Source organism: Lysinibacillus sp. GJ-1, assembly GCF_021166035.1.
GTDB classification, from domain to species: Bacteria; Bacillota; Bacilli; order Bacillales_A; family Planococcaceae; genus Lysinibacillus; species Lysinibacillus sphaericus.
Genome location: NZ_CP088912.1, coordinates 4,308,136 through 4,333,088, shown reverse-complemented (window position 1 = coordinate 4,333,088; position 24,953 = coordinate 4,308,136). Strand labels below are relative to the sequence as shown.

25 protein-coding genes are annotated in these 24,953 nt (G+C 36.0%); 19 read left to right on the top strand and 6 right to left on the bottom strand.

The annotated features are described in order from the left end of the window. Positions 1-7: 7 nt before the first annotated feature. The 8 genes from LO754_RS21550 (at position 8) to LO754_RS21515 (ending at position 7,410) form a co-directional block, all read left to right on the top strand. Positions 8-832 (top strand): GNAT family N-acetyltransferase, encoded by an 825-nt coding sequence (locus tag LO754_RS21550; RefSeq protein WP_024361373.1) that lies wholly within the window; start codon positions 8-10, stop codon positions 830-832. Between the two features lie 22 nt (positions 833-854). Then, positions 855-1,964, top strand: coding sequence for an o-succinylbenzoate synthase (menC, locus tag LO754_RS21545; protein WP_024361372.1), 1,110 nt, complete (start codon positions 855-857; stop codon positions 1,962-1,964). Positions 1,965-2,028: 64 nt separating this feature from the next. Further along, positions 2,029-3,084, top strand: coding sequence for a YkvI family membrane protein (locus tag LO754_RS21540; RefSeq protein ID WP_024361371.1), 1,056 nt, complete (start codon positions 2,029-2,031; stop codon positions 3,082-3,084). A gap of 288 nt (positions 3,085-3,372) precedes the next feature. Beyond that, a complete protein-coding gene (locus tag LO754_RS21535) occupies positions 3,373-4,323 on the top strand; it encodes an ABC transporter permease (protein ID WP_024361370.1) in 951 nt (316 codons plus the stop codon). Further along, a complete protein-coding gene (locus tag LO754_RS21530) occupies positions 4,316-5,269 on the top strand; it encodes an iron chelate uptake ABC transporter family permease subunit (protein ID WP_024361369.1) in 954 nt (317 codons plus the stop codon). Before LO754_RS21535 ends, LO754_RS21530 begins: the two co-directional genes overlap by 8 nt. Continuing rightward, positions 5,266-6,027: an iron ABC transporter ATP-binding protein gene (locus LO754_RS21525; RefSeq protein WP_024361368.1), complete on the top strand. Its 762-nt coding sequence runs from the start codon at positions 5,266-5,268 to the stop codon at positions 6,025-6,027. Before LO754_RS21530 ends, LO754_RS21525 begins: the two co-directional genes overlap by 4 nt. Positions 6,028-6,086: 59 nt before the next feature. After that, the gene (locus LO754_RS21520) at positions 6,087-7,094 is read left to right on the top strand and encodes a siderophore ABC transporter substrate-binding protein (RefSeq protein WP_231785230.1); all 1,008 of its coding nucleotides are present in this window, start codon (positions 6,087-6,089) and stop codon (positions 7,092-7,094) included. A 1-nt stretch (position 7,095) separates the two neighbouring features. Then, positions 7,096-7,410, top strand: a complete 315-nt coding sequence (locus tag LO754_RS21515; RefSeq protein ID WP_024361366.1) for an antibiotic biosynthesis monooxygenase family protein — start codon at positions 7,096-7,098, stop codon at positions 7,408-7,410. Between the two features lie 155 nt (positions 7,411-7,565). On the opposite strand, the gene LO754_RS21510 is transcribed toward LO754_RS21515, so the two are convergent. Continuing rightward, entirely contained in the window at positions 7,566-8,210 is a 645-nt protein-coding gene (locus LO754_RS21510) for a hypothetical protein (RefSeq protein ID WP_029747106.1), read from the bottom strand. Positions 8,211-8,576: 366 nt separating this feature from the next. Here LO754_RS21510 and LO754_RS21505 point away from each other — a divergent pair, with 366 nt between their 5' ends. The 8 genes from LO754_RS21505 to zupT all read left to right on the top strand — a co-directional run bounded on the left by LO754_RS21505 (position 8,577) and on the right by zupT (position 15,837). After that, on the top strand, positions 8,577-9,479 hold the full coding sequence (locus LO754_RS21505; protein ID WP_024361364.1) for a polyprenyl synthetase family protein: 903 nt from the start codon (positions 8,577-8,579) through the stop codon (positions 9,477-9,479). Between the two features lie 12 nt (positions 9,480-9,491). Beyond that, complete coding sequence (gene comX / locus LO754_RS21500) at positions 9,492-9,650, top strand: competence pheromone ComX (RefSeq protein WP_024361363.1); 159 nt, start codon at positions 9,492-9,494, stop codon at positions 9,648-9,650. Between the two features lie 23 nt (positions 9,651-9,673). Continuing rightward, on the top strand, positions 9,674-11,941 hold the full coding sequence (locus LO754_RS21495) for an ATP-binding protein (RefSeq protein ID WP_231785229.1): 2,268 nt from the start codon (positions 9,674-9,676) through the stop codon (positions 11,939-11,941). Continuing rightward, complete coding sequence (locus tag LO754_RS21490) at positions 11,925-12,539, top strand: response regulator (RefSeq protein WP_229389892.1); 615 nt, start codon at positions 11,925-11,927, stop codon at positions 12,537-12,539. Before LO754_RS21495 ends, LO754_RS21490 begins: the two co-directional genes overlap by 17 nt. A 434-nt stretch (positions 12,540-12,973) precedes the next feature. Beyond that, entirely contained in the window at positions 12,974-13,873 is a 900-nt protein-coding gene (locus tag LO754_RS21485) for a hypothetical protein (RefSeq protein ID WP_025220727.1), read from the top strand. A 37-nt stretch (positions 13,874-13,910) separates the two neighbouring features. Beyond that, the gene (locus LO754_RS23565) at positions 13,911-14,045 is read left to right on the top strand and encodes a hypothetical protein (protein ID WP_255313803.1); all 135 of its coding nucleotides are present in this window, start codon (positions 13,911-13,913) and stop codon (positions 14,043-14,045) included. Positions 14,046-14,138: 93 nt separating this feature from the next. Further along, complete coding sequence (locus LO754_RS21480; RefSeq protein ID WP_024361359.1) at positions 14,139-14,753, top strand: phosphatase PAP2 family protein; 615 nt, start codon at positions 14,139-14,141, stop codon at positions 14,751-14,753. A gap of 274 nt (positions 14,754-15,027) precedes the next feature. Then, a complete protein-coding gene (gene zupT, locus LO754_RS21475) occupies positions 15,028-15,837 on the top strand; it encodes a zinc transporter ZupT (RefSeq protein WP_024361358.1) in 810 nt (269 codons plus the stop codon). A 49-nt stretch (positions 15,838-15,886) separates the two neighbouring features. On the opposite strand, the gene LO754_RS21470 is transcribed toward zupT, so the two are convergent. From LO754_RS21470 to thrC, 3 genes are read right to left on the bottom strand one after another with little or no spacing between them, the layout of a single operon-like run. Continuing rightward, complete coding sequence (locus LO754_RS21470) at positions 15,887-16,552, bottom strand: 2-hydroxy-3-keto-5-methylthiopentenyl-1-phosphate phosphatase (protein ID WP_108030822.1); 666 nt, start codon at positions 16,550-16,552, stop codon at positions 15,887-15,889. A gap of 52 nt (positions 16,553-16,604) precedes the next feature. Beyond that, the gene (gene thrB, locus LO754_RS21465; RefSeq protein WP_231785228.1) at positions 16,605-17,498 is read right to left on the bottom strand and encodes a homoserine kinase; all 894 of its coding nucleotides are present in this window, start codon (positions 17,496-17,498) and stop codon (positions 16,605-16,607) included. Continuing rightward, on the bottom strand, positions 17,495-18,547 hold the full coding sequence (gene thrC / locus LO754_RS21460; protein WP_024361355.1) for a threonine synthase: 1,053 nt from the start codon (positions 18,545-18,547) through the stop codon (positions 17,495-17,497). Before thrC ends, thrB begins: the two co-directional genes overlap by 4 nt. 204 nt (positions 18,548-18,751) lie before the next feature. Between thrC and LO754_RS21455 the strand changes: the two genes are divergently transcribed. Both LO754_RS21455 and LO754_RS21450 read left to right on the top strand, forming a co-directional pair. Next, positions 18,752-19,966, top strand: a complete 1,215-nt coding sequence (locus tag LO754_RS21455; protein WP_305068874.1) for an MFS transporter — start codon at positions 18,752-18,754, stop codon at positions 19,964-19,966. Positions 19,967-20,335: 369 nt separating this feature from the next. Next, positions 20,336-21,202, top strand: a complete 867-nt coding sequence (locus LO754_RS21450) for a MurR/RpiR family transcriptional regulator (RefSeq protein ID WP_024361353.1) — start codon at positions 20,336-20,338, stop codon at positions 21,200-21,202. A 113-nt stretch (positions 21,203-21,315) separates the two neighbouring features. Here LO754_RS21450 and LO754_RS21445 read toward each other — a convergent pair whose 3' ends face one another. After that, positions 21,316-22,119 carry a GNAT family N-acetyltransferase gene (locus tag LO754_RS21445; protein ID WP_024361352.1) on the bottom strand — a complete coding sequence of 268 codons (804 nt, stop codon included), beginning with the start codon at positions 22,117-22,119 and terminating at the stop codon, positions 21,316-21,318. 330 nt (positions 22,120-22,449) lie between these two features. Between LO754_RS21445 and LO754_RS21440 the strand changes: the two genes are divergently transcribed. Continuing rightward, complete coding sequence (locus LO754_RS21440; protein ID WP_108030823.1) at positions 22,450-23,376, top strand: manganese-dependent inorganic pyrophosphatase; 927 nt, start codon at positions 22,450-22,452, stop codon at positions 23,374-23,376. Positions 23,377-23,525: 149 nt separating this feature from the next. On the opposite strand, the gene LO754_RS21435 is transcribed toward LO754_RS21440, so the two are convergent. Beyond that, entirely contained in the window at positions 23,526-24,905 is a 1,380-nt protein-coding gene (locus LO754_RS21435) for an FAD-dependent oxidoreductase (RefSeq protein WP_231785227.1), read from the bottom strand. Between the last annotated feature and the right edge of the window lie 48 nt (positions 24,906-24,953).

The following is a 24,953-nucleotide window of genomic DNA, read 5'->3' as shown; positions in this document are numbered from 1 at the left end:
TCAGAACATGTTAAAAAACGTTGTTATTAAAAAAATGATGACACCTGCGGAGATTGCTGAGGTGCAATACTTAAATGCTGAAATTTGGGGGAGTCAAGCAATTCCATCGCATCAAATGTTAGCGGCTGTACAAAACGGTGGATTATTGCTTGGTGCTTTTCTTGAAAGTCGGCTAATTGGTTTTAATTACTGCTTTGTAGGCTATTTGGACGAAAAAATGTATTTACACTCACACATGATTGGTGTTGAAAAAACATATCGTGAACAAGGTGTAGGAGAACTATTGAAGCATGCTCAACAAGAGTATGCACGAGAGAATGGATTTCAACTAGTTCGTTGGTTAATTGATCCATTAGAAGCGCGCTTAGCAAATTTATCGTTTTTAAAGCTTAGTGCTTTTAGTGATCAGTATGAGGTAGATTATTACGGGCCACTACAAGACGATTTTAATGATGGACTACCTTCGGACAGGATTGCAGTCGAATGGTGGATTGAGCGCAATCATGCAGACGATAGTTTAGATGAGCTAGAAGAAGTGGCAGAACAAATAACATCGTGGACGTTGACAGTCGACGGATTGCCTGTGCTCGATAAAGAGGGTGAATTCGATAGTAAGCAACAATTTTATAAGGATGCTTATTTAGTACCAATCCCACAGCATCTGCAAAAGATGAAAATAGAGAGTCCTAAATTAGCAGAAGATTGGCGTTATAAGATGCGTACCATTTTAACAACCTTTTTTGAGCAAGAATATGCAATCGTTCGTGTGAAAAAGCATAAAGAATATGTTCATTTTTATCTGTTGGTCAGACGCTCTTTATTGGCTTTATAATGATGGATAAGGAGTGACGTTTGTGAGAATAGAAGAGATTACAATTAGACATTTAAAAATGCCAATGAAAGCACCGTTCACAACGAGCTTTGGTACTGTTGCTGAAAAAGAGCTATTGCTTTTAGAGGTGAAGGATGCAAGTGGCACGATTGGATGGGGTGAGACAGTTGCTTTTGTAGCACCGTGGTATACAGAGGAAACACTAAAAACGACGTGGCATATGTTAGAGGACTTTTTAATGCCCGCTTTGCTACATAAAGACATTGCACATCCGGATGAGGTTAGTGCCTTGTTCGCCACTATTCGGCGTAATGGTATGGCTAAAGCCTCGATTGAAGGTGCAGTGTGGGACATTTATGCTCAGCAAACAAAGCAATCTCTTGCACATGCATTAGGTGGAAGCAAGGACCTTATTGATGTAGGCATTAGTGTAGGTATTCAATCTAGTACGGATAAGCTATTAGAGCTAATAAAGGTCTATGAGGAAAAAGGCTATAAACGGGTAAAAGTAAAAATAAAACCGGGCTACGATGTCGAAGTCATTCGTGCTATTCGTGCTGCATTTCCTAATCTGCCTTTAATGGCGGATGCAAACTCAGCGTATACATTAAATGACATTGAAGTGTTACAACAGTTGGATGCATTTAATCTGCTAATGATTGAGCAACCACTTGCAGCAGACGATATTATCGACCATGCCAAGCTTCAAAAACAGTTGAAAACACCAATCTGCTTAGATGAAAGCATTACATCATTAGAGGATGCAAGGAAAGCAATTGAGCTAGGTAGCTGCGGTGTAATTAATATTAAAATTGGACGTGTAGGCGGCATAACAGAAGCCAAAAAAATACATGACTATTGCCAACAACATGCTATTCCTGTTTGGTGTGGGGGCATGTTAGAAGCGGGAATCGGACGAGCACATAATATCGCTTTAACAGCGCTTTCTAATTTTGTTCTACCGGGTGATACCGCAGGTTCTAGCCATTATTGGTACGAGGATATTGTAACACCCGAAATCGTAGTGGAAGATGGGCATATTCGTGTGCCACAGAGCATCGGAATTGGCTATCAGCCGAATTTAGAAATTATTGATAAATTAACAATTAGCAAAAAAGTCTATAAAGGGTAATAGGGCTTGGCTTATTTTCCATCATGATTGTTAGTATTGCATAAATAGTCGAGGAGAGAAGTGATTGAAAAAGAGCTTACAAATCGGCGGTGCTTATGTAGGAATTATCGTCGGTGCGGGGTTTGCATCAGGACAAGAAATCATTCAGTATTTCACGAGTTATGGCAATAAGGGGATTTTAGGTGCTCTTTTAGCGACACTATGGTTTGCCTTTGTGGGAATGTGTACAGCACAAATTAGTTCGAGGTTGCAGACAACGTCCCATAAGGATTTGATTTATCAAATTTCAGGTAATACGATTGGTTTTTTAATGGACTTTGTTCTATCGCTATTTTTGTTTGGTGTATCAGTTATTATGTTTGCTGGTGCTGGCGCTACGTTTGAGCAAATGTTTGGACTACCCGTATGGCTGGGGAGCATTTGTATGATTGCCCTCACCATGATGACAGTAATGATGAATGTAAAAAGCATTATTAATATTATTGCAATTGCAACGCCTTATTTATTAGCTGTTGTTACGATTATTGCAGTCTATTCAATAGCTACGATGGATTTATCGTTTGCGGAGCAAGCAACAATAGCAGAACAGCAATTACAAACATCCTCTAAAAGCTGGTGGGTAACGGCGTTGCTGTATATGTCTTTTAATATCGGCGTATGCTTCTCCCTCCTTACAGTGATGTGTGGCGCAATCCGTAATGAACGAATTGCAGGTATGGGTGGCATTATTGGGGGACTGTTGTTAGGCGCGCTCATTCTACTTATTCATTTTTCTCTTCTAGCTAAAATGAACGTTATTGTCGGGTTGGATATTCCAATGTTAGCATTGGCGAATGAAATTCATCCAATCGTAGGTTTATTAATGTCATTTTCATTATTAGGGATGATTTACAATACGGCGGTAGGGATGTTTTATTCGTTTACGGTACGATTTTTTAAACCAACAAAGCCTAGCTTTAAAGTTGCTGTAATTTTTATGGGTGGTTTAGGATTTTTGGCAAGCTTAGTGGGCTTTACGACACTTGTATCAAAATTATATGCAGTGATGGGCTATGTAGGATTTATTTTGGTGGGGTCTATTATTTTTGCGTGGTTACGAGGCATAAGACGAGTAGTGTAAATAAAAGGTAATTGAGAAGGATAAGCTATGCCATTCTCAATTACCTTTTTATTTTGGAAGAACTTGCGGGTTGGGGAGCGCGTTGAAATGCATCAAAAAATAAGTCGTTTAGCCAATATTATTGTTGAAAAATCAAAGTTTTCAAGTATTTCCAACTAAAACGAGAACAATTCTCAATAGTTGGTTGACTGATAATAGAAAGATGCTTATAATGAGAATCGTGAGTAATGATAATCATTTTCATCCGATAATTAATTACAAGCAAAAATGAATCTACCGGGGATTACAATGAAAATAAGATATCTTTTAACAGCAACTGTTGTGTTGTCTATTGTGTCGCTATTTATTGGTGTAGTAAATATTAAACCAAGTGACTTATTAGACTTCGGTTCAGAAGAAACTAGACTATTTATTATTAGTCGTGTACCAAGACTTGTAGCAATTTTGCTAGCAGGTGCAGGTATGAGTATTGCTGGTTTAATTATGCAAAGCTTAAGTAGGAATAAGTTCGTGTCACCAACTACAGCAGGAACTTTAGATGCTACGAAATTAGGTGTCCTAATTTCAATGATGTTTTTTACAAATGTCACGTACTTCCAAAAAATTTCCTTCGCTTTCATATTTGCTTTAGCCGGCACATTATTGTTTATGCAAATATTAAATCGAATAAAGTTTAAAGATGCGATTTTTATACCGCTTATTGGCTTAATGTTCGGAAATATTCTTTCGTCGATTACGACATTCTTTGCGTATAAGGCAGATATAATTCAAAACATTACTGCATGGTTACAAGGAGATTTCTCTTTAATAATGAAAGGTCGTTATGAGCTTTTATACATAAGTGTACCTGTTCTAATTTTAGCTTACATTTATGCGAATCGTTTCACAGTGGCTGGAATGGGTGAAGATTTTGCAAAAAATCTTGGTCTTTCCTATAAATTCGTTGTGAATTTAGGTCTAGTGTTAGTAGCACTCGTAACAACTACGGTGGTATTAACTGTTGGTATGATTCCTTTCCTTGGATTAATTATTCCAAATATCATATCGCTATTCAAAGGGGATAACCTTGCAAAGACATTACCACATACAGCATTACTCGGAATGTCATTCCTATTATTATGTGATATTTTAGGACGCGTCTTGATTTTCCCTTACGAAATTCCGATTAGTATGACGGTCGGCGTCATCGGAAGTGCCATCTTCCTATTTATGTTGTTTAGGGGGAGAGCATATGCGTAACCGTACCAAAATGTTGATATTACTAGGATTAGCAGTAATTGCTATGTTACTGTATGTCTTTTATGAACTAAATGGGAACTATCATTATGCGTTCCCTCGTCGCCTCATTAAAGTGGTGGCGATGGCATTAACGGGAATTGCCATTGCGTATTCCACAGTGGTATTCCAAACGATTACACATAATCGGATATTAACACCAAGTGTTATGGGACTTGATGCGTTATATATGATGGTGCAAACAATTATTTATTACTTCTTTGGCTCTATGTCCATATTCGTTATTAATGCGCAATATAATTTCATGTTAGCTGTTACAGCTATGGTAATTTTTGCACTTATTTTCTATCGGGTATTGTTCAAAGAAGGGAAACGACCGATTTACTTCCTACTGCTAGTCGGAATGATTGTCGGAACGTTTTTAGGAAGTGTCACAACATTCTTCCAAGTATTAATTGATCCTAATGAGTTCTTAAGTTTACAAAGTAAAATGTTCGCCAGCTTTAATAATGTGAATTCAGATTTAGTATGGTTAGCAGGTTTTGTGATTGTCGGAACTTTTATATACGGATGGCGCCATATGAGCCAACTCGATGTGATGTCCCTTGGTCGTGATACAGCGATAAACTTAGGAGTACCTTATGATAAGCTTGTACAGCGCATGCTTATTCTATCTTCTATATTAATTGCCGTTTCTACAGCTCTTGTTGGGCCTATAACATTCTTTGGCTTAATCGTAGCGAATTTATCGTATCAGTTTTTCAAGACGTACAAGCACTCTGTGTTAATCGCAGGCTCTTGTGTGATGAGTATTGTTGCTTTAGTCGGTGGACAGTGGATGGTCGAGCGTATTTTTAACTTCGATACAACACTTAGCGTCATTATAAACTTTGTAGGTGGTGTGTACTTCATCTACTTATTATTGAAGGAAAGTAGGTCAGCAGGATGATCCAAGTAAAAGAGATTTCTAAGTTTTTTGGGAAAAAGCCGGTCATTCAAGATGTTAGTGTAGACGTTGCACCAGGAAAAATTACGTCTTTTATCGGACCAAATGGTGCAGGTAAATCAACATTGCTTTCAATGGTAAGCCGTTTACTGAATGCAGACACTGGAGAAGTACTACTGGATAAATCGGATGTGCGTCGCTGGAAATCCGATGACTTTGCAAAGCGCGTATCGATTTTAAAGCAATCAAACTACATGAATGTACGTCTAACAATACGCGAACTTGTATCATTTGGTCGTTTTCCTTATTCAAAAGGGAACCTAAAACCAGAGGATGAGCAAAAAATAGATGAGGCAATACAATATATGAATTTAGACGATATTCAGCATAACTACTTGGATGAATTATCGGGTGGTCAGCGTCAACGGGCATTTATTGCAATGGTCATTGCGCAGGACACCGACTATATTCTATTAGATGAGCCACTTAACAATTTGGACATGAAGCATTCCGTGCAAATCATGAAAATATTGCGTAAGTTGGTCGATGAGTTAGGAAAAACAGTTGTCATTGTTTTACATGATATTAACTTTGCATCTGTCTATTCTGATCATATCGTCGCTTTAAAAAATGGACGTGTTGTAAAAGATGGTCCAACGAATGACATTATTAACTCAGATGCATTAAAGGAAATCTATGATATGGATATCCCTGTTCAAGAGCAGAATGGCTGTCGCATTTGTGTCTATTTTAACTCATAGTAATAATAGATAGTCCTACCTATCTAAAAATATAAAAACAATTAAAGGAGCATTTCACAATGAAAAATTGGAAATTACTTACTGTGCTAATGGCAATGATGATTTTAATATTAGCTGCTTGTAGTTCGAAAGAAGAATCAAAAGAAGACGATAAAGGTTCAACAGATAATAAACCTGCTGAAGAGCAAAATGAAGCTGCTTCTGCTTACCCAATCACAATCCCAGGTAGTACAATGGGCGAAAATACATTTGAAGAAGTAACACTTAAAGAACAACCAAAAAATATTGTTGTATTTGACTATGGTTTCCTTGATACGTTAGATGCTTTAGGCGTTGACGTTGCAGGTGTGCCACAACAATCAGTACCTAGTTATTTAAGCAAATATGCTGACACTACGTATGTAAACGTTGGTTCTTTAAAAGAGCCTGATTTTGAAGCAATTTCTTCTATGAGCCCAGACATTATTTTTATTTCTGGTCGTCAAGCGGCTGCTTACGAAGAATTATCTAAAATTGCACCAACTGTATTCGTTGGTGTAGATAACGCGAAATTCATGGAATCATTTAAAACAAACACTGAATTAGCTGGTAAAATTTTCGGTAAAGAGAAAGAAGCTGCTGATGCATTTGCTGCATATGAAGCGAAAGTAGAAGAGATCAAAGCAAAAACTGCTTCATCTGAAGACAAAGCTTTAATCGTTTTAGGTAGTGAAGGTTCATTATCTGCATATGGTCCTGGTTCACGTTTTGGTGTTATTCATGATGTATTTGGTGTAAAAGCTGTTGATGACACAATTAAAGTTGATACACATGGTGATAACGTAAGCTTTGAGTACGTACGTGAGAAAAACCCAGATATGTTATTCGTAGTTGACCGTGATGCGGCAGTTAACCCTGAAGGTGAGTCTGGTACAAAAGCTGCTATTGAAAATGAAATCGTTAGTGCTACTAACGCTGCTAAGAACGGTAAAATTTTCTATCTAAATCCAGAATATTGGTACCTATCAGGTGGCGGTTTATTATCAGAAACTGCAAAAGCTGACGATATTTTAAAGGCGTTTAACTAATATGTTTGTTCAAATTAAGCGTATGGTCGTTACAGAAGGCAATGCCAATAAGGTTGTAGAGCGTTTTGGAGCTAAAAAGGATGGTCCATCACTACTTGAACAGCAACCAGGTTTTATCGATAAGCAAGTCCTTGTAAAAAAAGTACGTCGTGGCGATGAAGAAGTGCTTATTATGGTTCGTTGGGAATCAGAAGAAGCATGGAAAAATTGGGAGAAGAGCCCTGAGCATATTGCTGGTCATAAAGCAAATGCAGGTAAGCCTAAACCTGACTTTATCATTGAAAGCGGACAAGATGTTTACTATGTAAAAGGTTAATAAGAATGGGAGGTGTCACAAGTAATTTGTGGCACCTCTTTTTGCTTTTTAAGATATAGCAATATATGTGAAGAAGTAGGGAAGAAAAGGATGGTAGGCAAGAGGGTGACTCTGTTTGTGTCACACCTCACCTCGCCATGAATGAAGGTTGTACTTTAATGTTTAATAGAAGTTTTATTCCAGCTATTGAAGGCTGAAGTAATATTAAAAGAAATACCGCTCTCATTAATGCATAATCCAGTAAAATTAGTCGGACAGTAATAATAAGCTTCACTTGCCTTAGTAACAGAATCGAAAGTCTTTGTAGAGGCAATATAATCTGTATTTGTAACATCAGTTGGTAAGTCTGCATTGTTAACGGTATTACTGCCGATGCTATGGTGATTAAGAGATTGTATTTGCTTCCCTCGGGCATACATAATGCTGCAATGAGGAGCTTTATAAATCATCGGGGTATGAAGATTCAAACCAGAAGTTAAAGGACTCACTAAAGACAATAATAATAAATCGTCATCGGACACTTTTACAATCTTATATTGCGCCATATAGGCATCCATTTTTTGCTGAAAAGTATCTTCAAAACCAGATGTATCACAAATGGAGTTAGATAGAGTAGATTTAAGTTTGTATGCTGCTAAAGTTTCTTGATAAGCTCGTTGCTCTGCTTGAATAATTAGTTGTTCAATAGATTGTTGTTCGTGTGAAGGCTTTTTAATAGTGATTTCTTCTGCCGCTACATAAATCGTGCAGGAAAAAGTTTCTGTAAGTATTAGTATAGTGTTATTTACTCCATTAGCCATTTCAATCACTCCTAATTTGGAGAATTTTAAAATTAACATAAGGCAAAAACTCCAGATTGTGTCACATATATTACAGATGAATTTTACCTACCTTAAGCGTAACATCTGTCAGGACGCCATTTCAATGGTCAGTTAACGCCAAAAAATGGCGGTCACTAGTATTATCCCGCCATTTTTTATACTACTTTTTAGCAAAAAACTGGCGTGCTATTTGAAAATACCGCCATTATTTGGCGGTATATATGTTTTTATTATCAGTGATAGGTAGAAAAGGTGAATACTAATTCATTTAACTCGTAAATGATAGAATTAATTACCAAAAATATATATAATATTGAATAATATAATTAAGGAGGAAGAGGGCTATTGAAGGATATAGATGGACGCATTAATGAATCTTTAGACATAATTATTGAAAATGATGCAATGCTTGGTGATGAATTAAAAACAATGCTTAAAAGCTTTAAAGAAGAAAAAGTAGTTACAGGCTATTCGTTTGGCAAACTATGTTTTTGGCATTATGAAGCATTTGTAGATTGTTTGAATGATGATATTTATAAAGTCGCTGCAGCTATTGAACTTCTAATATTGTCCTATGATATTATTGATGATTTACAGGATAAGGATTCTGATTATATTTGGAGCAAAACACCCGAACTTGCATTAAATGTTGCATTAGCCATGCTCGTTATGTCATCTAAGACTATACATAGCACTACTTTTGAACACAAAAATATGGCCCTTCGATTATTACAAGAATATGCTTTGCGAAGTATTAGTGGCCAGCAGTTAGATGTACTCAATGATTGTCGAGATGAGCAATCATATTTACAAATGATTGACCAAAAATCAGGTTCCCTAACAGCGATGAGTTGTGTTATTGGTGAAGTACTTGCCAAAGGAGAAATGACTGCTGAAATAGAAGAATACGGAAAATATATAGGTATTATTCAACAAATAAAAAATGATATTCAAGGTTTAAAAACATGGGGACCTAAGAATGATCTTATAAATAAAAAATATTCGTTACCAATTATTTATCTAATGTCACAAAATAATAGTGTTTCAAAATATGTGATAAACTATTATAATAAAGATATAGTTACATTTTTGGATAAAAATGCTATAGAAAATGAGCTGAAAAATGGTGGCGCAATACGCTATGCCATTACGATGAAGAACCTCTATAAGCTAAAAGCATTGAATAATCTCGAAAATGTTGCTATAAACAAAGTAGGTAAAGAATACCTAATAAAACTAATGAGATGAGGAGAGATTTTTATGATTAATGTAATTCAGTATCTAGAACAAAACCCTGCACTAGTATCACTGTTAAAAGAACAGAAAGTCGCATTAATTGGTTTTTCAGCAACTGAACAACAGGCTATACTTGACTCATTCGAAGAAGAACTATGCCTACAACAAACAATTTGGAACTAAATATAATTATACGAAAATGGTTTATGCTTGCTATAAGTGTTTACATTCTGCTAGGTTTCTACCTACTATATGTTACTTATAGCAAGCCTTATTTGGGTATAGATATAAAAGAAATAAATGGAAACTGGGTAGTGGAAAAATCATATGGACCATTATTGACTGGGCAAAGAATCTCTGCGAACGATATTATTTTAAACATAGATAATGTTCCAATTGACGCTATTCCTTATGTCAAAGATGATTTTGTTATTAGGGCAGCAAATATGTTAACTATTTTAAAGCCTGATGGTCAAATTATGGATGTTGAGGTAAGTAGTTTAGATTTTACTGACCACTTTTATTTTGTATTGGTAATCCCAGCGTGTTATTATTTTTTAACATTTTTTATTGTCCTTTATTTGTATTGTAAACAAAAAAACACCTCGCTATTAAGATTGCTTATTTTATTTATGCTATCGGTCTCTATAGCCTATCTTAGTAGCGGTGCATCTGGCAGTCTAAACAGTATAGGTATTATCGTCAATCGAGGGAGTATGCTATTATGTTTAGTATTGTTTTTACATTTTTTGAGAAATTATTTTATTTTTTTAAAGGCAAATTGGATACTTTCTAACAATATTAAATTATTTTATCTACTACCGATTATAGCCATGCTATTTGGCTACATTGGTATTATTTATTATGACTTGCATGATTTCCTTTCAAATATTGTTTTAACTGTTTTCTTAATTTTCCTTATTACTATACTTGGCATTTTATTGCTAAGCTATTTTAAATATAAATCACCTCAGTTGAAAATTTTGTTAAATGGCGTAATGATTCCTTTTCTTCCATTCTTGTTTCTTTATGCAATTCCACTTATATTATTTAATCGATATATTCTTTCCGCTGAAATCAGTGCTTTATTTTTATTGTTGATTCCATTTAGCTTTATTTTTACTCAACTAGCGGAACGATTATTTGATATTGAATATCACATTACAAGACTTCGGTACTATGTAATATTCTCTTTAATATTTACTTTGTGGTTTGCTTTTGGTTTGTATTGGATCGCTGGGAAATTTTTAACGATGACTGTGATATCAGGTATTTCATTGTTTACTTTTTTATCGTTGGTTGTTCTTTTCTACATAAAAGAGAAGGTCGATTATCGCAAGCGTAAAATATTGTTTTCTACTAAAGGTGATTATATACATCAGTTATATATTGCTGTAGATAGAATCGGCAAAACGATTAAATTAGATGAGCTTCTAGAAAGGTTTGCACAAGAGGTTTCACTGCACCTTGAGCTTGAGCATGTATTTGTATTAACCTATGACTATGACACAAATCAATTTACTTCAATGGTTGAGGGAAAGATTCCTATAAATCCTATGTTAATGGAAGATTTAAGATTAGGAGAAATACGGAAACTTGACAAAGTCTATCTAGCTTTCCTCCATCAAGATGCTCATTACAAAAGAGCCTTAGTATTGGGGCATAATAATTCAATTCATTTAAAAGAAGAAGAGCTACTATGGCTCGAGTTGCTCCTGTTATATGTAAATAATTTTATAGAAAATACAAAAATGGTGGAAGAACTGTTAGAGGAACTAAAGCATATGAAGCAAGCAGATGATGGTCAATTACCTTGGCTAAACAAACTACTGTGGTTAAGGTTTGAAGAGGAAAAATATCAATTAGCTCAAGAATTGCATGATACGAACTTACAAGAGCAACTCCATATTGCTCGAGAAATAGATGTCTTAATAAATGCAAAAGATACAGTAGAAATCCAACAAAAACTTGTAAAGATTCATCAACAAATGGTTACATCTTTACACGATTTAAGAGCTTATTGTGAAAATTTGAAACCCCCGCTATTAGACACACTAGGGCTAAATGCAGCCTTAGAAAAACTCATTCGAAAAGTAACAGAAAGAGCTAGTTTTTTGTTAATCTATACAATCGATCGCCTCTATCTAGAGGATGAGCGAATGAACTTAATGATTTACCGTCTATTTCAAGAATTACTCAACAATGCTATGAAACATTCCTATGCGACAACAGTTGAAATTCATCTTAAGGAAATGGACAATGGATTTGAAATCATTTATCAGGATGATGGGGTAGGCTGTAATGTAAATGATATTATAGTGGCAGAATCGATGGGGATTCGTGGTATGCAAGAGCGTGTAAAAGCCTTTAATGGACACTTTTACATGGATACCCATATTAATAAAGGGATGTCTATTAGAATTACAGTAAAAGAAGGAAGTGACACACTTGATAACGATGCTCATAGTGGATGATCACCCAATTGTGTTAGAGGGAACAAAAAATCTATTTAAAGAAAATGAAGATATTTTAGTGGATACAGAAAGTGATGCAACTTCTGTCATTCCAAAAATTAAAAACAAGCCATATGATATTTATCTTATTGATATCAATATGCCTTTAGAAAATGGCATTCATTTAGCTCGAAATATTAAAGCTCTTCAGGTGGATGCGTCGATTATCCTTTATACAGGGGATGATATTACGGATTATTATCCACTCATTTTGGAAAGAAAGATCGAGGGGATTTTAGCGAAGACAGCATCTAAAGAGCAAATATTACGGACGGTTCGAGCCATTGCCAATGGTGAAATTGTGTTACCAAAAAATTTCTTAGATTTTCTTGATAATCGCTTTAAACTGCAGGATGCAAAGCTCGATATACATTTAAATGAAAAAGAAAAGAAAATTTTAAGATTGATTGCTAAAGGGCATACAAATAAAGCAATAGCAATCGAGTTAAATATTCCTCAGCGAACAACTGAAAGATATTTAACACAGTTATTTTCCCTACTCAATGTAGATTCACGTACAGAAGCAGTAAACCTTGCAGAACGAATGAATTTACTCTAGTTTTAGAATGTGGTACAATATATAAAATTATTGTTATATTTTACTATAAAAGGGTATTTTAGGTGAATATCAAGAGGAATTGCCTATAATTAGAATAATTTTCTGTATTTATAATTCTAAATACCTATTATGTGTATTAAACACCGCCATTTTTTGGCGGTGTTTTTGTATTACCGCCAAATCACGCCAAAAAATCTAGCGAAGTCCGCCAAAAAAGTGGCGTAAACACAACATTGAAATGGTGGTATAAGTACTGGTACGCTTAACTTAATCGTGGTTAAGTTTATTTGCCATAGTGCGTAATAGTGTAAGTGTATGGTTCATTAATTAATAAATTACTAATTTGTTTATATAGTAGAAAGTGGATTTTTTTGTAATGTTACTAGCTAGACAGCATATTCAAGATAAAACTTTAATAAAGGTAGGCGTATAATTTGAAAGTAGAACTTGAAAATTTAATCTCTATAGATGAATCTAATAAAGATCAAGTCATTAAAGTTTATAATCGCTATGGTATTTTGGTAGGTGCGCCTGAAATCAGAAAAAGAAATTTGAAGGCATCTTTTAATCCTATTTTTACTTTAAATGAAGATGTGACGTATGAGCAGGTGGCAGCATTATATAAATCATTGGAACATGAATTAGGGATTGTCTCTATTGGAGAACGTTTTTACTTTGATTTTTCGGAGAGCGAATATGAACAAGCGCCATTATTTACTTTAAATTCTACGGGGAATTCCCCAGAGATGTTTGTAGATGATAAAGGGACTTTATTTTCTATCAGTACGTATTGTAAGCAGTGTGGTCTAATGGAAAAAGAGCAACTCTCACCATTAGTCATTGATACTTCGCAAATGAAAGATCGTCATTTAGTCCATGTAAGTGGGTACTGGGTAGCTTCCGAAGAATTAGTGGCACTAATGAAGCAAGCTAAAATTGAGGGCTATGAACTATTGGAAGTAATGCATAGCGGATCAGAAGTTGGAAAACAGCCTGCATATCAAATAATCCCAACACAGATAATGCCTGGATGTAGCGCTGAAAGAATTAAACTGTATTTTGCTACTGAACAACCACCTTGCAAATGTGGGTTAAGCGGTGTCATTAATGGTCCTGATATTTATGATCGTAACGATATAATAACTTTAAGTGGTGATGTATTTTATTCGTCTGAATGGAGTCATGATGGCAGATATCTGTACAGAAAAACACTATTTAGTAGAAAGTTCAGGGAGTTAATTATTAATAATCGTATTTCTAGAGAAGTTAGAGGAGAAAAAGATCAAAACTTTGGACCGAAAGATTGGTTATTTGACCCAGTATTATTAAAATAGTCTGAAGAATGAAATATCAGAGGGTTGGAGAGTGCTGATGTTGTTTAGAAAAATACTACCTATAATAGCTATTTTATTTATTGTTGCATTAGCACTTTCAAATTACTTCAATAAATCGGATGAAGCATCTATTCGACTAGCTCGTGATATTAAGTGTTTACTGATGCTATAAATGCCGAAATATATGAATATACTCCTCTATTTCACGTAATTATGGTATGATGTGAAAAAACAATTCGTGAATGTATTTTGAGGTGAAATTTTGATAAAAAAATGGGCATTTCCATTAGCAATAGTAACGCTAATCGCTTTTTTTATGTTGCGGTTAACATATCAGGGTGAGACAATTTTTAATTTTGATACAAAAGTGGCAGACATATTATTTGGTAATCCGTTTATCGAAGCTTTTCATTATATCGGTGAGCCGAGTTTTGTCATTACCGTTGCGCTTATATTAATGGTGTATTTAGCATGGAGGGTAAAAAATTACCGAGGCATGCTATTTGTTTTGTTAACATTTGCAGGAGGTAATGTACTGAATCAATTGCTAAAAAAATGGATTCAACGACCTCGACCAGAAATAGAAGATCAATTAACATCGTTTAGTTTTCCATCAGGACATGCTATGTCAGGCATTTTGTATTTGTTTACCGTTGCTTATTTGTTATCTGAAAATAACAGCAAAGCACGTCAAATACAGCTTTGGGTAGGGGCAATTGCACTGACAATACTTATTGGTCTATCACGTATAGCAGGTGCGCGCCATTTTGCTTCTGATGTACTAGCTGGCTGGTGCGTCGGTTACACATGGTTTATCATTTGTGTACTTTGGTATGAGCGACGTAAACGATTATATAAAAAGAATACTATAAAACAATAGTACTAATGTGAGCAGTACCCTTCAAAGGGTGCTGCTCTTTTTAGTAGTGCTAGTCGAATGACGTGCCTATGAGAAGTGAAGTGGATTTTTACGTAATAGAATAGCGTAATATGGCGTGTGCTTTTGCGGACAGTCCTTTATTGGGACTACTTCCTTTATATGAGAAAATTATTAAGTTTTTGTATAGAATATTTACCTAGTAAAAAAGAATTGCTTCTAGGAAACTTTTAAGCTAAGATGAGTACAATAAGAAAAAGAGAAAAGGAAGAAGGACTTGGAAGGATCAATATTATTCGCCTTAGGGTTAACCCTTTTTGCTGGACTTGCAACAGGAGTAGGGAGCTTAATAGCATTTTTTACATCACGCACAAATACAAAATTTTTATCGATAGCCCTTGGATTTTCCGCTGGTGTTATGATCTATGTATCACTTGTGGAAATATTCGTAAAAGCAAAAGATGCTTTAACGAATGCTTTAGGTACAACTAACGGTTATTGGTTGACGATAGCAGGTTTCTTTGGCGGAATGTTATTTATTGCATTGATTGATAAATTTATTCCAAAATCGACTAATCCCCATGAGGTTAAGCTTGTTGAAGATGTTAATGCCGTAAAACCACAGGTAGATGAAAACCATCTGATGAAGATGGGGGTTTTCACTGCTCTTGCCATTGGGATTCATAATTTCCCTGAAGGTATTGCGACGTTTATGTCCGCAATAAACGATCCGAATGTTGGTATTGCTATTGCAATTGCTGTAGCCATTCATAATATACCAGAGGGAATTGCTGTATCAGTACCTATTTTTTTTGCTACAGGCAATCGTAGAAAAGCGTTTAAACTATCTTTTTTATCAGGGTTAGCAGAGCCTGTTGGTGCGCTAGTAGCATATTTGCTATTAATGCCTTTTTTAACAGACGTCATGTTTGGGATTGTATTTGCCGGTGTTGCCGGAATTATGGTCTTTATATCATTAGATGAGCTACTCCCCGCTGCACAGCGCTACGATGAAACACATTTATCGATGTATGGATTAGTTGCAGGAATGGCTGTAATGGCTATTAGTCTAGTATTATTAGCATAATTAAATGAAAAAGGAATCTAGTCAATGGATATCGGCTAGATTCCTTTTTTTATACTTCTATTAATTTTTTTACTGTTTCCAAGCAATCATAAAAAGTGTTAAATGGCTCATAAGGAACTTGTAAATCTTTACAGTGGTCAAGTAACTGTTCTCTAGCTAATACTAAATCCGCTTGTTTAGCAGCTTCAAAATCAGAGATAGAGTCACCAATAACAATTTTGAAATGATCGGGCTGTGTCACTTTACGCATGACAGTTGGTTTACAGCAACCGCAACTTTGAGTTGTAAACTTTGCACATTGTGCATCGCAGCTATTTGGATAAACAATAGTAATCTGCTCTCCAGAAAAGTCAGCACTATTGCAATAAACCCCTGAAAATGGACCAAACTTTTCAAGCATTGGTTGTATGAAAAAATCGACCCCTCCGCTGACAATATAAAATGGAATATTGTGTTCCTGTGCATAATGAACGAATTCTCTAAAGCCTTCACGAATTACAGCGGTCTCCAGTAAATATTGAATGATGTCATCTTTTTGGTTAGTCGATAATAGTTCAAACATAGCTGTAATGCCGTCTTTAAAGCTTATTGTTTGGGCCATCATCGCCTTCGCAATTTTTTCAGATTGTTCAGGGACAAAATGCGTCATAAGTGAGACGATATTATCTGTTTCGGTTATAGTACCGTCAAAGTCGCAAAATATAATTGGTTTCAAGTTACAGCCTCCTTCAAGAAAAAACGCCTACTTTGAAGTAGACGTTGTAAATTTATATTACTTGTACACCATGCTCATCGGCTTTCGTTAGAATGATATGATGTTCTGGGAATTTTGCTTGCATTGTTGCAACAAAGCCTTCGGCAATAGCAGTAGGGATGATGGAAATTAGTGTTGGACCAGCTCCACTTAATGCTGTACCATAAGCACCATTTGCTTTTGCAGCTTCTTTAATCTCCGCATATTGTGGTATTAATGTTGAACGGAAAGGCTCATGGAACAAATCAGCTTCCATATAGTGACCAGCACGTTCAAAATCTCGAACCATTAACGATGCAGCTAGCATATTTGCATTTGCAGAAGCACGTACTGCATAAGCCCGATCAAATTGTTTTGGTAAGACCGAGCGTGACTCACTCGTTTTCAACTCCACATCAGGGACATAAACAACAAATGAAGCATTGATATCATTGACATGGAAAGTATCTACAATACCGTTTTCATCCATTGAAGATATAGTCAAGCCTCCAAGTACTGAGGCAGTAGCATTATCAGGATGCCCTTCAATCTGAGAAGATAGATTTAACTTGTCTTGCACAGTTAACTTCAAATCGCATAATTGGTTGGCTAGTTCAATACCTGCAACAATAACGGCTGCACTACTGCCCAAACCACGAGCTAAAGGAAGTTCGCTTGCCATTTCAACACGGCAAGTAGGTAAATTCTTCTTATACTGATCAGCGATTTTTTTGGCAATAATGTATAGTAAATGTTGCTCAAGCTCAAATTCACTAGGACCGTTGTCATCGAGATGTATAATCTCCCAACTATCCTGTAGGGAAACATCTAATTTCAAGTAAAGAGACAAGCCGAGTCCAATAGAATCAAAGCCAGAGTATAAATTGGCTGTGCTCCCAGGAACGGTGATTTGCCACTTTTTACTCATAGTACGCCCTCGATATATTTGCGGATTTCTTCTTCATCATTTTTTAGAGCAACAACGTCTACTGTTGAAACGTTCATTGCCGTGTCAGGATCTTTTAAGCCGTTACCAGTAAAGACTGTCACGACTTTTGAGCCTTTGACAATTTTACCGTTTTCAACAGATTTAATAACACCTGCTAATGATGCAGCTGAACCAGGCTCAACAAAAATGCCTTCCGTTCCTGCAATCAGCTTATAAGCTGCTAAAATTTCTTCGTCTGTTACAGAGTCAATAATGCCGCCAGACTCATCTCGTGCTGCTTCAGCATACTGCCAGCTAGCAGGGTTACCGATACGGATAGCTGTTGCAACTGTTTCTGGGTTAGCGATTGGTTCACCTTTTACAATTGCTGCGGCACCTTCTGCTTCAAAGCCGTACATTTTTGGTAAACCTGAAGCTTTGACATCATTATATTCTTTAAAGCCTTTCCAGTAAGCAGTAATATTTCCTGCGTTACCTACTGGAATGCATAAATAGTCTGGAGCAGATCCTAAAGCATCTACAATTTCAAAAGAAGCTGTTTTTTGCCCTTCAATGCGATATGGGTTAACTGAGTTAACAAGTGCTACAGGTGTTGTTTCACTCACTTGACGCACGATGTTTAATGCATCATCGAAATTACCATCAATTTCAATAATTTTTGCACCATACATTGTCGCTTGTGCTAATTTACCAAGGGCTACTTTCCCTTTAGGAATCACAACAATAGATTGGATACCTGCACGTGTTGCATAAGCTGCAGCAGCCGCTGAAGTATTGCCTGTTGAGGCACAAATAACACATTTACTACCGTCTTCAATAGCCTTGGCTACGGCAAATACCATACCACGATCTTTGAAAGAACCAGTTGGATTTGCACCTTCTATTTTACCATACAGCTCAATACCAAGCTGTTTAGAAAGATTAACTAAATGTATAAGAGGCGTATTGCCTTCGTTTAATGTTAGAGCAGGTGTATTTTCTGTTACGGGTAAAAATTGTTTATATTCTTCAATAAGGCCTTTCCACATAACGTAACGATCTCCTTTTGTTCTTATAGAAAGAACAGTTGTTTTTGTATAAGAGACATTTTAACGCAAATGACCATCTATTTTCAATAGCAATTAATAAATTGTCTAAACAATTCGGTCATTTGAATTTTACTTGTCACTTTCTTGAAACAACTGTATAGTAAACTCGTAATGTAAAGTCAAGTGTAAAGACAGGTGGTTAAGATGACAACAATTAAGCAAGAACAATCTATATCACGTAACAAGCTTTTGGGTGTAGCAGGTGTTGGCTGGCTCTTTGATGCAATGGACGTCGGTATTTTATCTTTCGTTATTACAGCGCTCGCGGTAGATTGGGATTTAACTAAAAGTCAGATGGGTTGGATTGGCAGTGTTAATTCTATAGGAATGGCAGTTGGCGCACTCATCTTTGGTATTTTTGCAGATAAAGTCGGTCGTAAGCAAGTGTTCATGTGGACGCTTATATTATTTTCTGTGGCAAGTGGTCTTTCGGCATTTACAACAACTTTAATCGCATTTATGGCATTACGCTTTTTAGTAGGGATGGGGCTCGGTGGAGAGCTACCGGTAGCATCTACTCTTGTTTCTGAAAGTGTGGAGGCAAAGGAACGTGGAAGAGTAGTGGTATTACTAGAGAGCTTTTGGGCAGCAGGCTGGCTTATTGCCGCACTGATTTCTTATTTTGTTATCCCGACATGGGGCTGGCGTGTCGCTTTGTTGTTAACAGCAATTCCAGCAGTGTACGCTATATACCTGCGTTGGCATTTACCCGATTCACCACAGTTTACTGCGAAGGCTGAATCTAAAAAACGTAGCATTTTTCTCAACATACGTGATGTATGGTCGAAAAAATATGCCCGTTCGACACTTATGCTATGGGTGCTATGGTTTACAGTAGTATTCTCGTATTACGGTATGTTTTTATGGTTACCGAGTGTAATGGTCGGAAAAGGTTTTGATATGATTACTAGCTTTAAGTATGTGTTGATTATGACTTTAGCTCAGCTTCCGGGTTACTTTACAGCGGCATGGTTTATTGAAAAATTTGGACGCAAATTTGTACTTGTTTCCTATTTAATTGGAACCGCTGTAAGTGCTTTCATTTTTGGTAATGCAGAAACAATGGCGGTGCTATTAACATCTGGGATGCTATTATCATTCTTTAATTTAGGCGCGTGGGGTGCACTCTATGCTTATACACCAGAACAGTACCCAGCCGTTATTCGTGGTACAGGTGCAGGAATGGCTGCCGCAGTTGGACGAATTGGCGGTATTTTTGGTCCATTATTGGTAGGATCATTACTAACAGCAGGCTATGATATCGGTTTTATTTTTGCAATTTTTTGTGGTGCTATCATTATAGGGGTTATTGGTGTCATATTTTTAGGCACAGAAACGAAACAAATGGAACTGGAATAGTAAACATAAGGAAAGTCTTGGGTTCAATTTGAATCCAAGACTTTTTTAAAATCTGCTTTATTAAATACATAAAAATTATGTTTTATTTATTTTTATGCACTTGTTTCTAAAATATGTTAAAATTTCAATTCGTAGATTACTTGTTATCCAACTACTAAGTTGATAAAGATACTTTGGATATGATAAATATAGAGATTTTATGTCATTTTATTATGAACTAGTGCGTTAGTGTGTTAATACATTAAAGATTTTTCTGAAAAGTCATTGTATTCAAATTGCAATCATGATACTGTATTTTTAATCGAATTTAGAGTCAGTAGGGAATAATCTCCATTCGTGATAATTTCTTTGAAAGAAAGGTTGTTAGGAATGAGTATAAATGAAAATATAAAGAAAAGATTTGTAAGACTGTCAAAAGGACAACGTAAAGTTGCGCAATTTGTTATGAGTAATCCAACGGTTGTTATTGCTAATGGGGCAGCTGAAGTAGGTAGACAGGCAAATGTTAGTGAATCAACCGTTATTCGTTTTTGTTATGCGATGGATTTGTCAGGTTATGTGGAGCTACAAGAAGAGATTAGAAGTTATTTAAACTCACAACATGAAAGTGTTCCTCTTCAACCAGCACATACGGCGAGCAAGCAAAGAACTTCAAGCTTTGCTAAAATCATGCAACGTGATATGCAAAACATACAAGATACAATACATCTTGTGAACGATAAGGTGCTTCAAAAAAGCTCTAAATGGATGCATGAAGCAGATACAGTTTATATTTTAGGTACAAGACAAGCAGCCTCTATTGCTAATTGGTTATCGTATACGTTGAAAACTTTACGACCAAATGTAAAGCAACTACGTACAGATTCAGATGATCTCGTTCAACAAATCAACAGCATGAGCGAACGTACTACGTTAATTGTTTTTTCATGTGATAAACATTCCAATGATGTGAAAACGATTGTTGAAATAGCGAAAATGAAAAAAGTGAAAATTATTGCTATTACCGGATCGGCGTTGTCACCAATAAGAGACTATGCAAGTGCCCTATTTGCATTAGGTTTAAAAAATCAATCCTCTTTAGATATGGTACCTGTTCTATTTTCATTTATGCATGCTCTTATTGAGGAAATGGTTAGTCATGATAAAGAGCGATACACTCAATATCAACAATCATATGAACAAGTAGAAAATAACTTATTATTTTTAGATGTAGCAAGAGAAAAGCAAGTATTTTAATCAAGTATAGCGTATAGATGGAGTAATAGGCTCATCTATACGTTTTTGGTTCTAAGGTCTAGAAAAGTAAAAAGATGTCCAACTAAAATATTAGACATCCTTGAAAAAACAATTTATAAAATTTTACTTAAACTATATTCAGCCTTGAATGTATCATTCAGTTTAATAGCATTAACGCGAGTTCCTTCGTGTTCAAAGCCTAGTTTTTTAAATAGCTGTAATGCGGCATCATTATGCTCCATAACGGATAATTCGAGGCGAGAGATATTTCTTTGGTTAGCCCAGTCTTCCACTGCCTTCATAAGTGCTGAGCCAATCCCTTTTCGTTGGTGTTCTTCTTTCACGGCCAAGTGGACTGAGGCAACATGTTTGGCTTTAGAGTGCTTATAACCATGAATTACTGCATAACCTGCAAACGTGCCATTTAAAATGCAAAGCAAAATTGTGCGGTTTTTTAATTGCTTCCAATAAGCTAGGTTTTTTCTAAGTTGTTGTACAGTTAGCTCTAACTCATTTTCAACATTATACAAAAATTCAGTTTGTTGAAGGATTTCTTCTTGTAAAAGAATAAATGCTCTAGCATCTGATGCTTCAATCGCTCGGATTATGTACGCAGAAGTATTTTCGTTATTTTCAGAAATATGATCCGTCGATATTTTCTCCTGTGTGCGAGAAAATGTGACACTTGTGCCTAATTTGACATCTATGACATAATAACCTGCATTTGTCCAAGATAAAAAATGCGTAAGAGGAGGCTTTGTTTTTTTCCACCAGCTCTTATTTAAATAAGCAGCATTGGGTAAGGCTTGTCCCATAATGTTTTCTAATGCGCTAAAGGATAAAGTAATTTCACTTTGCGAAGCCACGTCAAAATAGCTTGCCAAAGGAATATACTTTTTTTCCATCTTCTTTGTCATCACAATCCCCATTCCTGTAATTCCTAAAAATTTTGACTACATGATAATAGCATAAAATTATCGTTTCTTGTATAAAAATCACAACTATCTATCTATCTAAAATAAGGAAATTTATGTTTAACAAAGGAAATCAAAAAAATCCATGGTAAAAAATAGATAAACTATTAAATGGAGTGAAATACTTTTATTATAGTATAGTGTAGCGTTAATGAACAACAACATAGTTTTCAAAAAGAGCGTATGATGAAAGTTATACTTTATATCATGTTCTTTCATAAATTATGTTAAAATAAATGAAAATGTAGAAGTCATTTAGGAGGAAAAGTATTAATGAGCAACGTTTTAGTTTTCGGACATAAAAATCCTGATACAGATACAATTACATCTGCAATTGTATACGCATATTTAAAGCAACAAATAGGAGTAGAAGCTGAAGCAGTACGTCTGGGCGAATTAAATAATGAAACAAAATATGCACTAGACAAATTTGGCTTTGAGGCACCGCGTGTTATTTCTTCTGTAGTAGGGGAAGCGGAAAAGGTTATTCTTGTAGACCATAATGAATTCCAACAATCGGCTGATGGCATTGAGGAAGTACAAATTACAGAGGTAATTGATCACCATCGTATTGCAAACTTCCAAACAGCTGACCCATTGTATTACCGTGCTGAACCAGTTGGTTGTACAGCGACTATTTTAAATAAAATCTTTAAAGAAAATGATGTTGTAATACCAGCAAATATTGCAGGGTTAATGTTATCAGCTATTATTTCTGACACATTACTGTTCAAATCACCAACTTGTACACAACAGGATGTCAAGGCTGCGGAGGAACTTGCAAAAATCGCAGGTGTTGATGCTGCGGACTATGGACTAGCAATGTTAAAAGCAGGCGCTGACCTTTCAGATAAATCTTTAGAGGATCTTTTATCTTTAGATGCAAAAGAGTTCCAGTTTGGTGAATATAAATCTGTCGTTGCCCAAGTGAATGCTGTTGATATTAACGATGTGCTTGGACGACAAGAAGAATTAGAAATTCTTTTAAATAAAAATGTTGCTGACAATGGTTTAGATCTATTCTTCTTCGTTGTAACAGACATTTTAAACAATGATTCAACAGCTGTTGCAATTGGACAAGTAGCAGAAGCGGCAGCAAAAGCATTTGGTGCAGAGCTGACAAACAACCGTGTTGTTTTACCAGGTGTTGTATCTCGTAAAAAACAAATCGTTCCAGTATTAACGGATGCATTAAAATAAAATAGCGTATTGTCCAAACTCAAGAACGAGGTTGAGACAAATAGAAAAAGTGTTAGATTGAATGCCATCAATCTAACACTTTTTTGCTATGCCATTGATGTCTGCGTCTTGCGTTTTGTGCGTTCACGCTATCATCAACTAGTGCCTTATTAATCCAGTTTTAGTGGTTGAACTGCTGGACCTTCTAACACTTCTCCTTGGGCATTAAAACGGGAGCCATGACAGGGGCAATCCCATGTTTCATCCGCTTCATTCCACTTTGTTTTACAGCCTAAATGCGTACAAGTCGGAGCATTTCCATTTTTAATATAACCTGTGACCAGTTCCTTTGCCACGAAGCCTCCGACTTTCAGCATTTGCATAAACTGCGCACCAAATTTTGTACGTGCAGGCGAATAAAGCGTACTTGCATCGTTGTTCTTCGCAGTACCTGTAATAAGTGAAGACAGTAAATCCCCAGCGACGAATGAATTTGAAATCCCCCATTTGCGATATCCTGTTGCGATAAAGACATTTGGTAAGGACTGCGTAATTTTTCCGACATAAGGTACCATGTCGGGTGTTTCGATATCTTGAGCCGACCATCTATAAAGTGGCTCCTGCCCAAAGTGTACTTTCATTTCATTTTGAATAGCATCGTAAAAGGGCTTCGTATTGGTCGTTTCACCTGCGATATGATTAGCCCCACCGAGAAGTAAATAGTGCTCATCGTTTATAGTAGTCGTTCGAATAGAACGTGAAGGAAAATCAACTGATAGATACTGCCCTTGGTACGTTTCCGTTATTTTACTGGCAACCATATAAGATCGGTTATTTGAAAGCTTTAGGAGTTGTAATCCTTTGAAGGCTTCAATTGGGTAATGCGTGCACAAAACAAGCTTATTATATTGAACCGATATATTTTTTTCGGTATGTAAGTCATTTTGTGCTATCCGTAATTGCTGGACACGTGTGTTTGCATATAGTTTCGCGCCCATTGATAATGCCTCTTTTATAAGAAAGTTACTTACAATTACAGGGTTTATTTGAGCTTGCTGTGATACGCTAAGTGCCTTTGTAATAGGGAAAGGGAGCTCTGTTTCAGAAGTAATCTTTGCCTTTACATTTAATACTTTATAGGCATTCCACTCTTTTAATAATTGTGAGTAGCCTTCTTTTGTTTGACAATACAGGTATGAGTCAACTGGCCGAATGGACTCTTTAGGAAGGAATTGTAATGCTTTCTCTACAGCATGTTGATTTAAATGATAGTAGAGTCTAGCATCGTTTACAGAAAGCTTTTCGAGAAGATTTGCGTAGACTAAGCCATGCTGTGCAGTTAGTTTACCTGTTGAATGACCAGTCGTACCATGACTAAGCTTTGAATTGGCATCTAGTAGTACAACATCGACACCTGCTTTTGCTAATACATAAGCGGTATATAGTCCAGTCAATCCTCCTCCAATAATACAAACATCACATTTAGTCGAAGCTGTTAAAGATGGCAAGGAAACCGAGTCGGTTGTTGCAAGCCAAAGAGATTGTGTCATACATAACCCTCACAGTGTTTTTACGTTCAGTATGGAGATAGCTTTGAA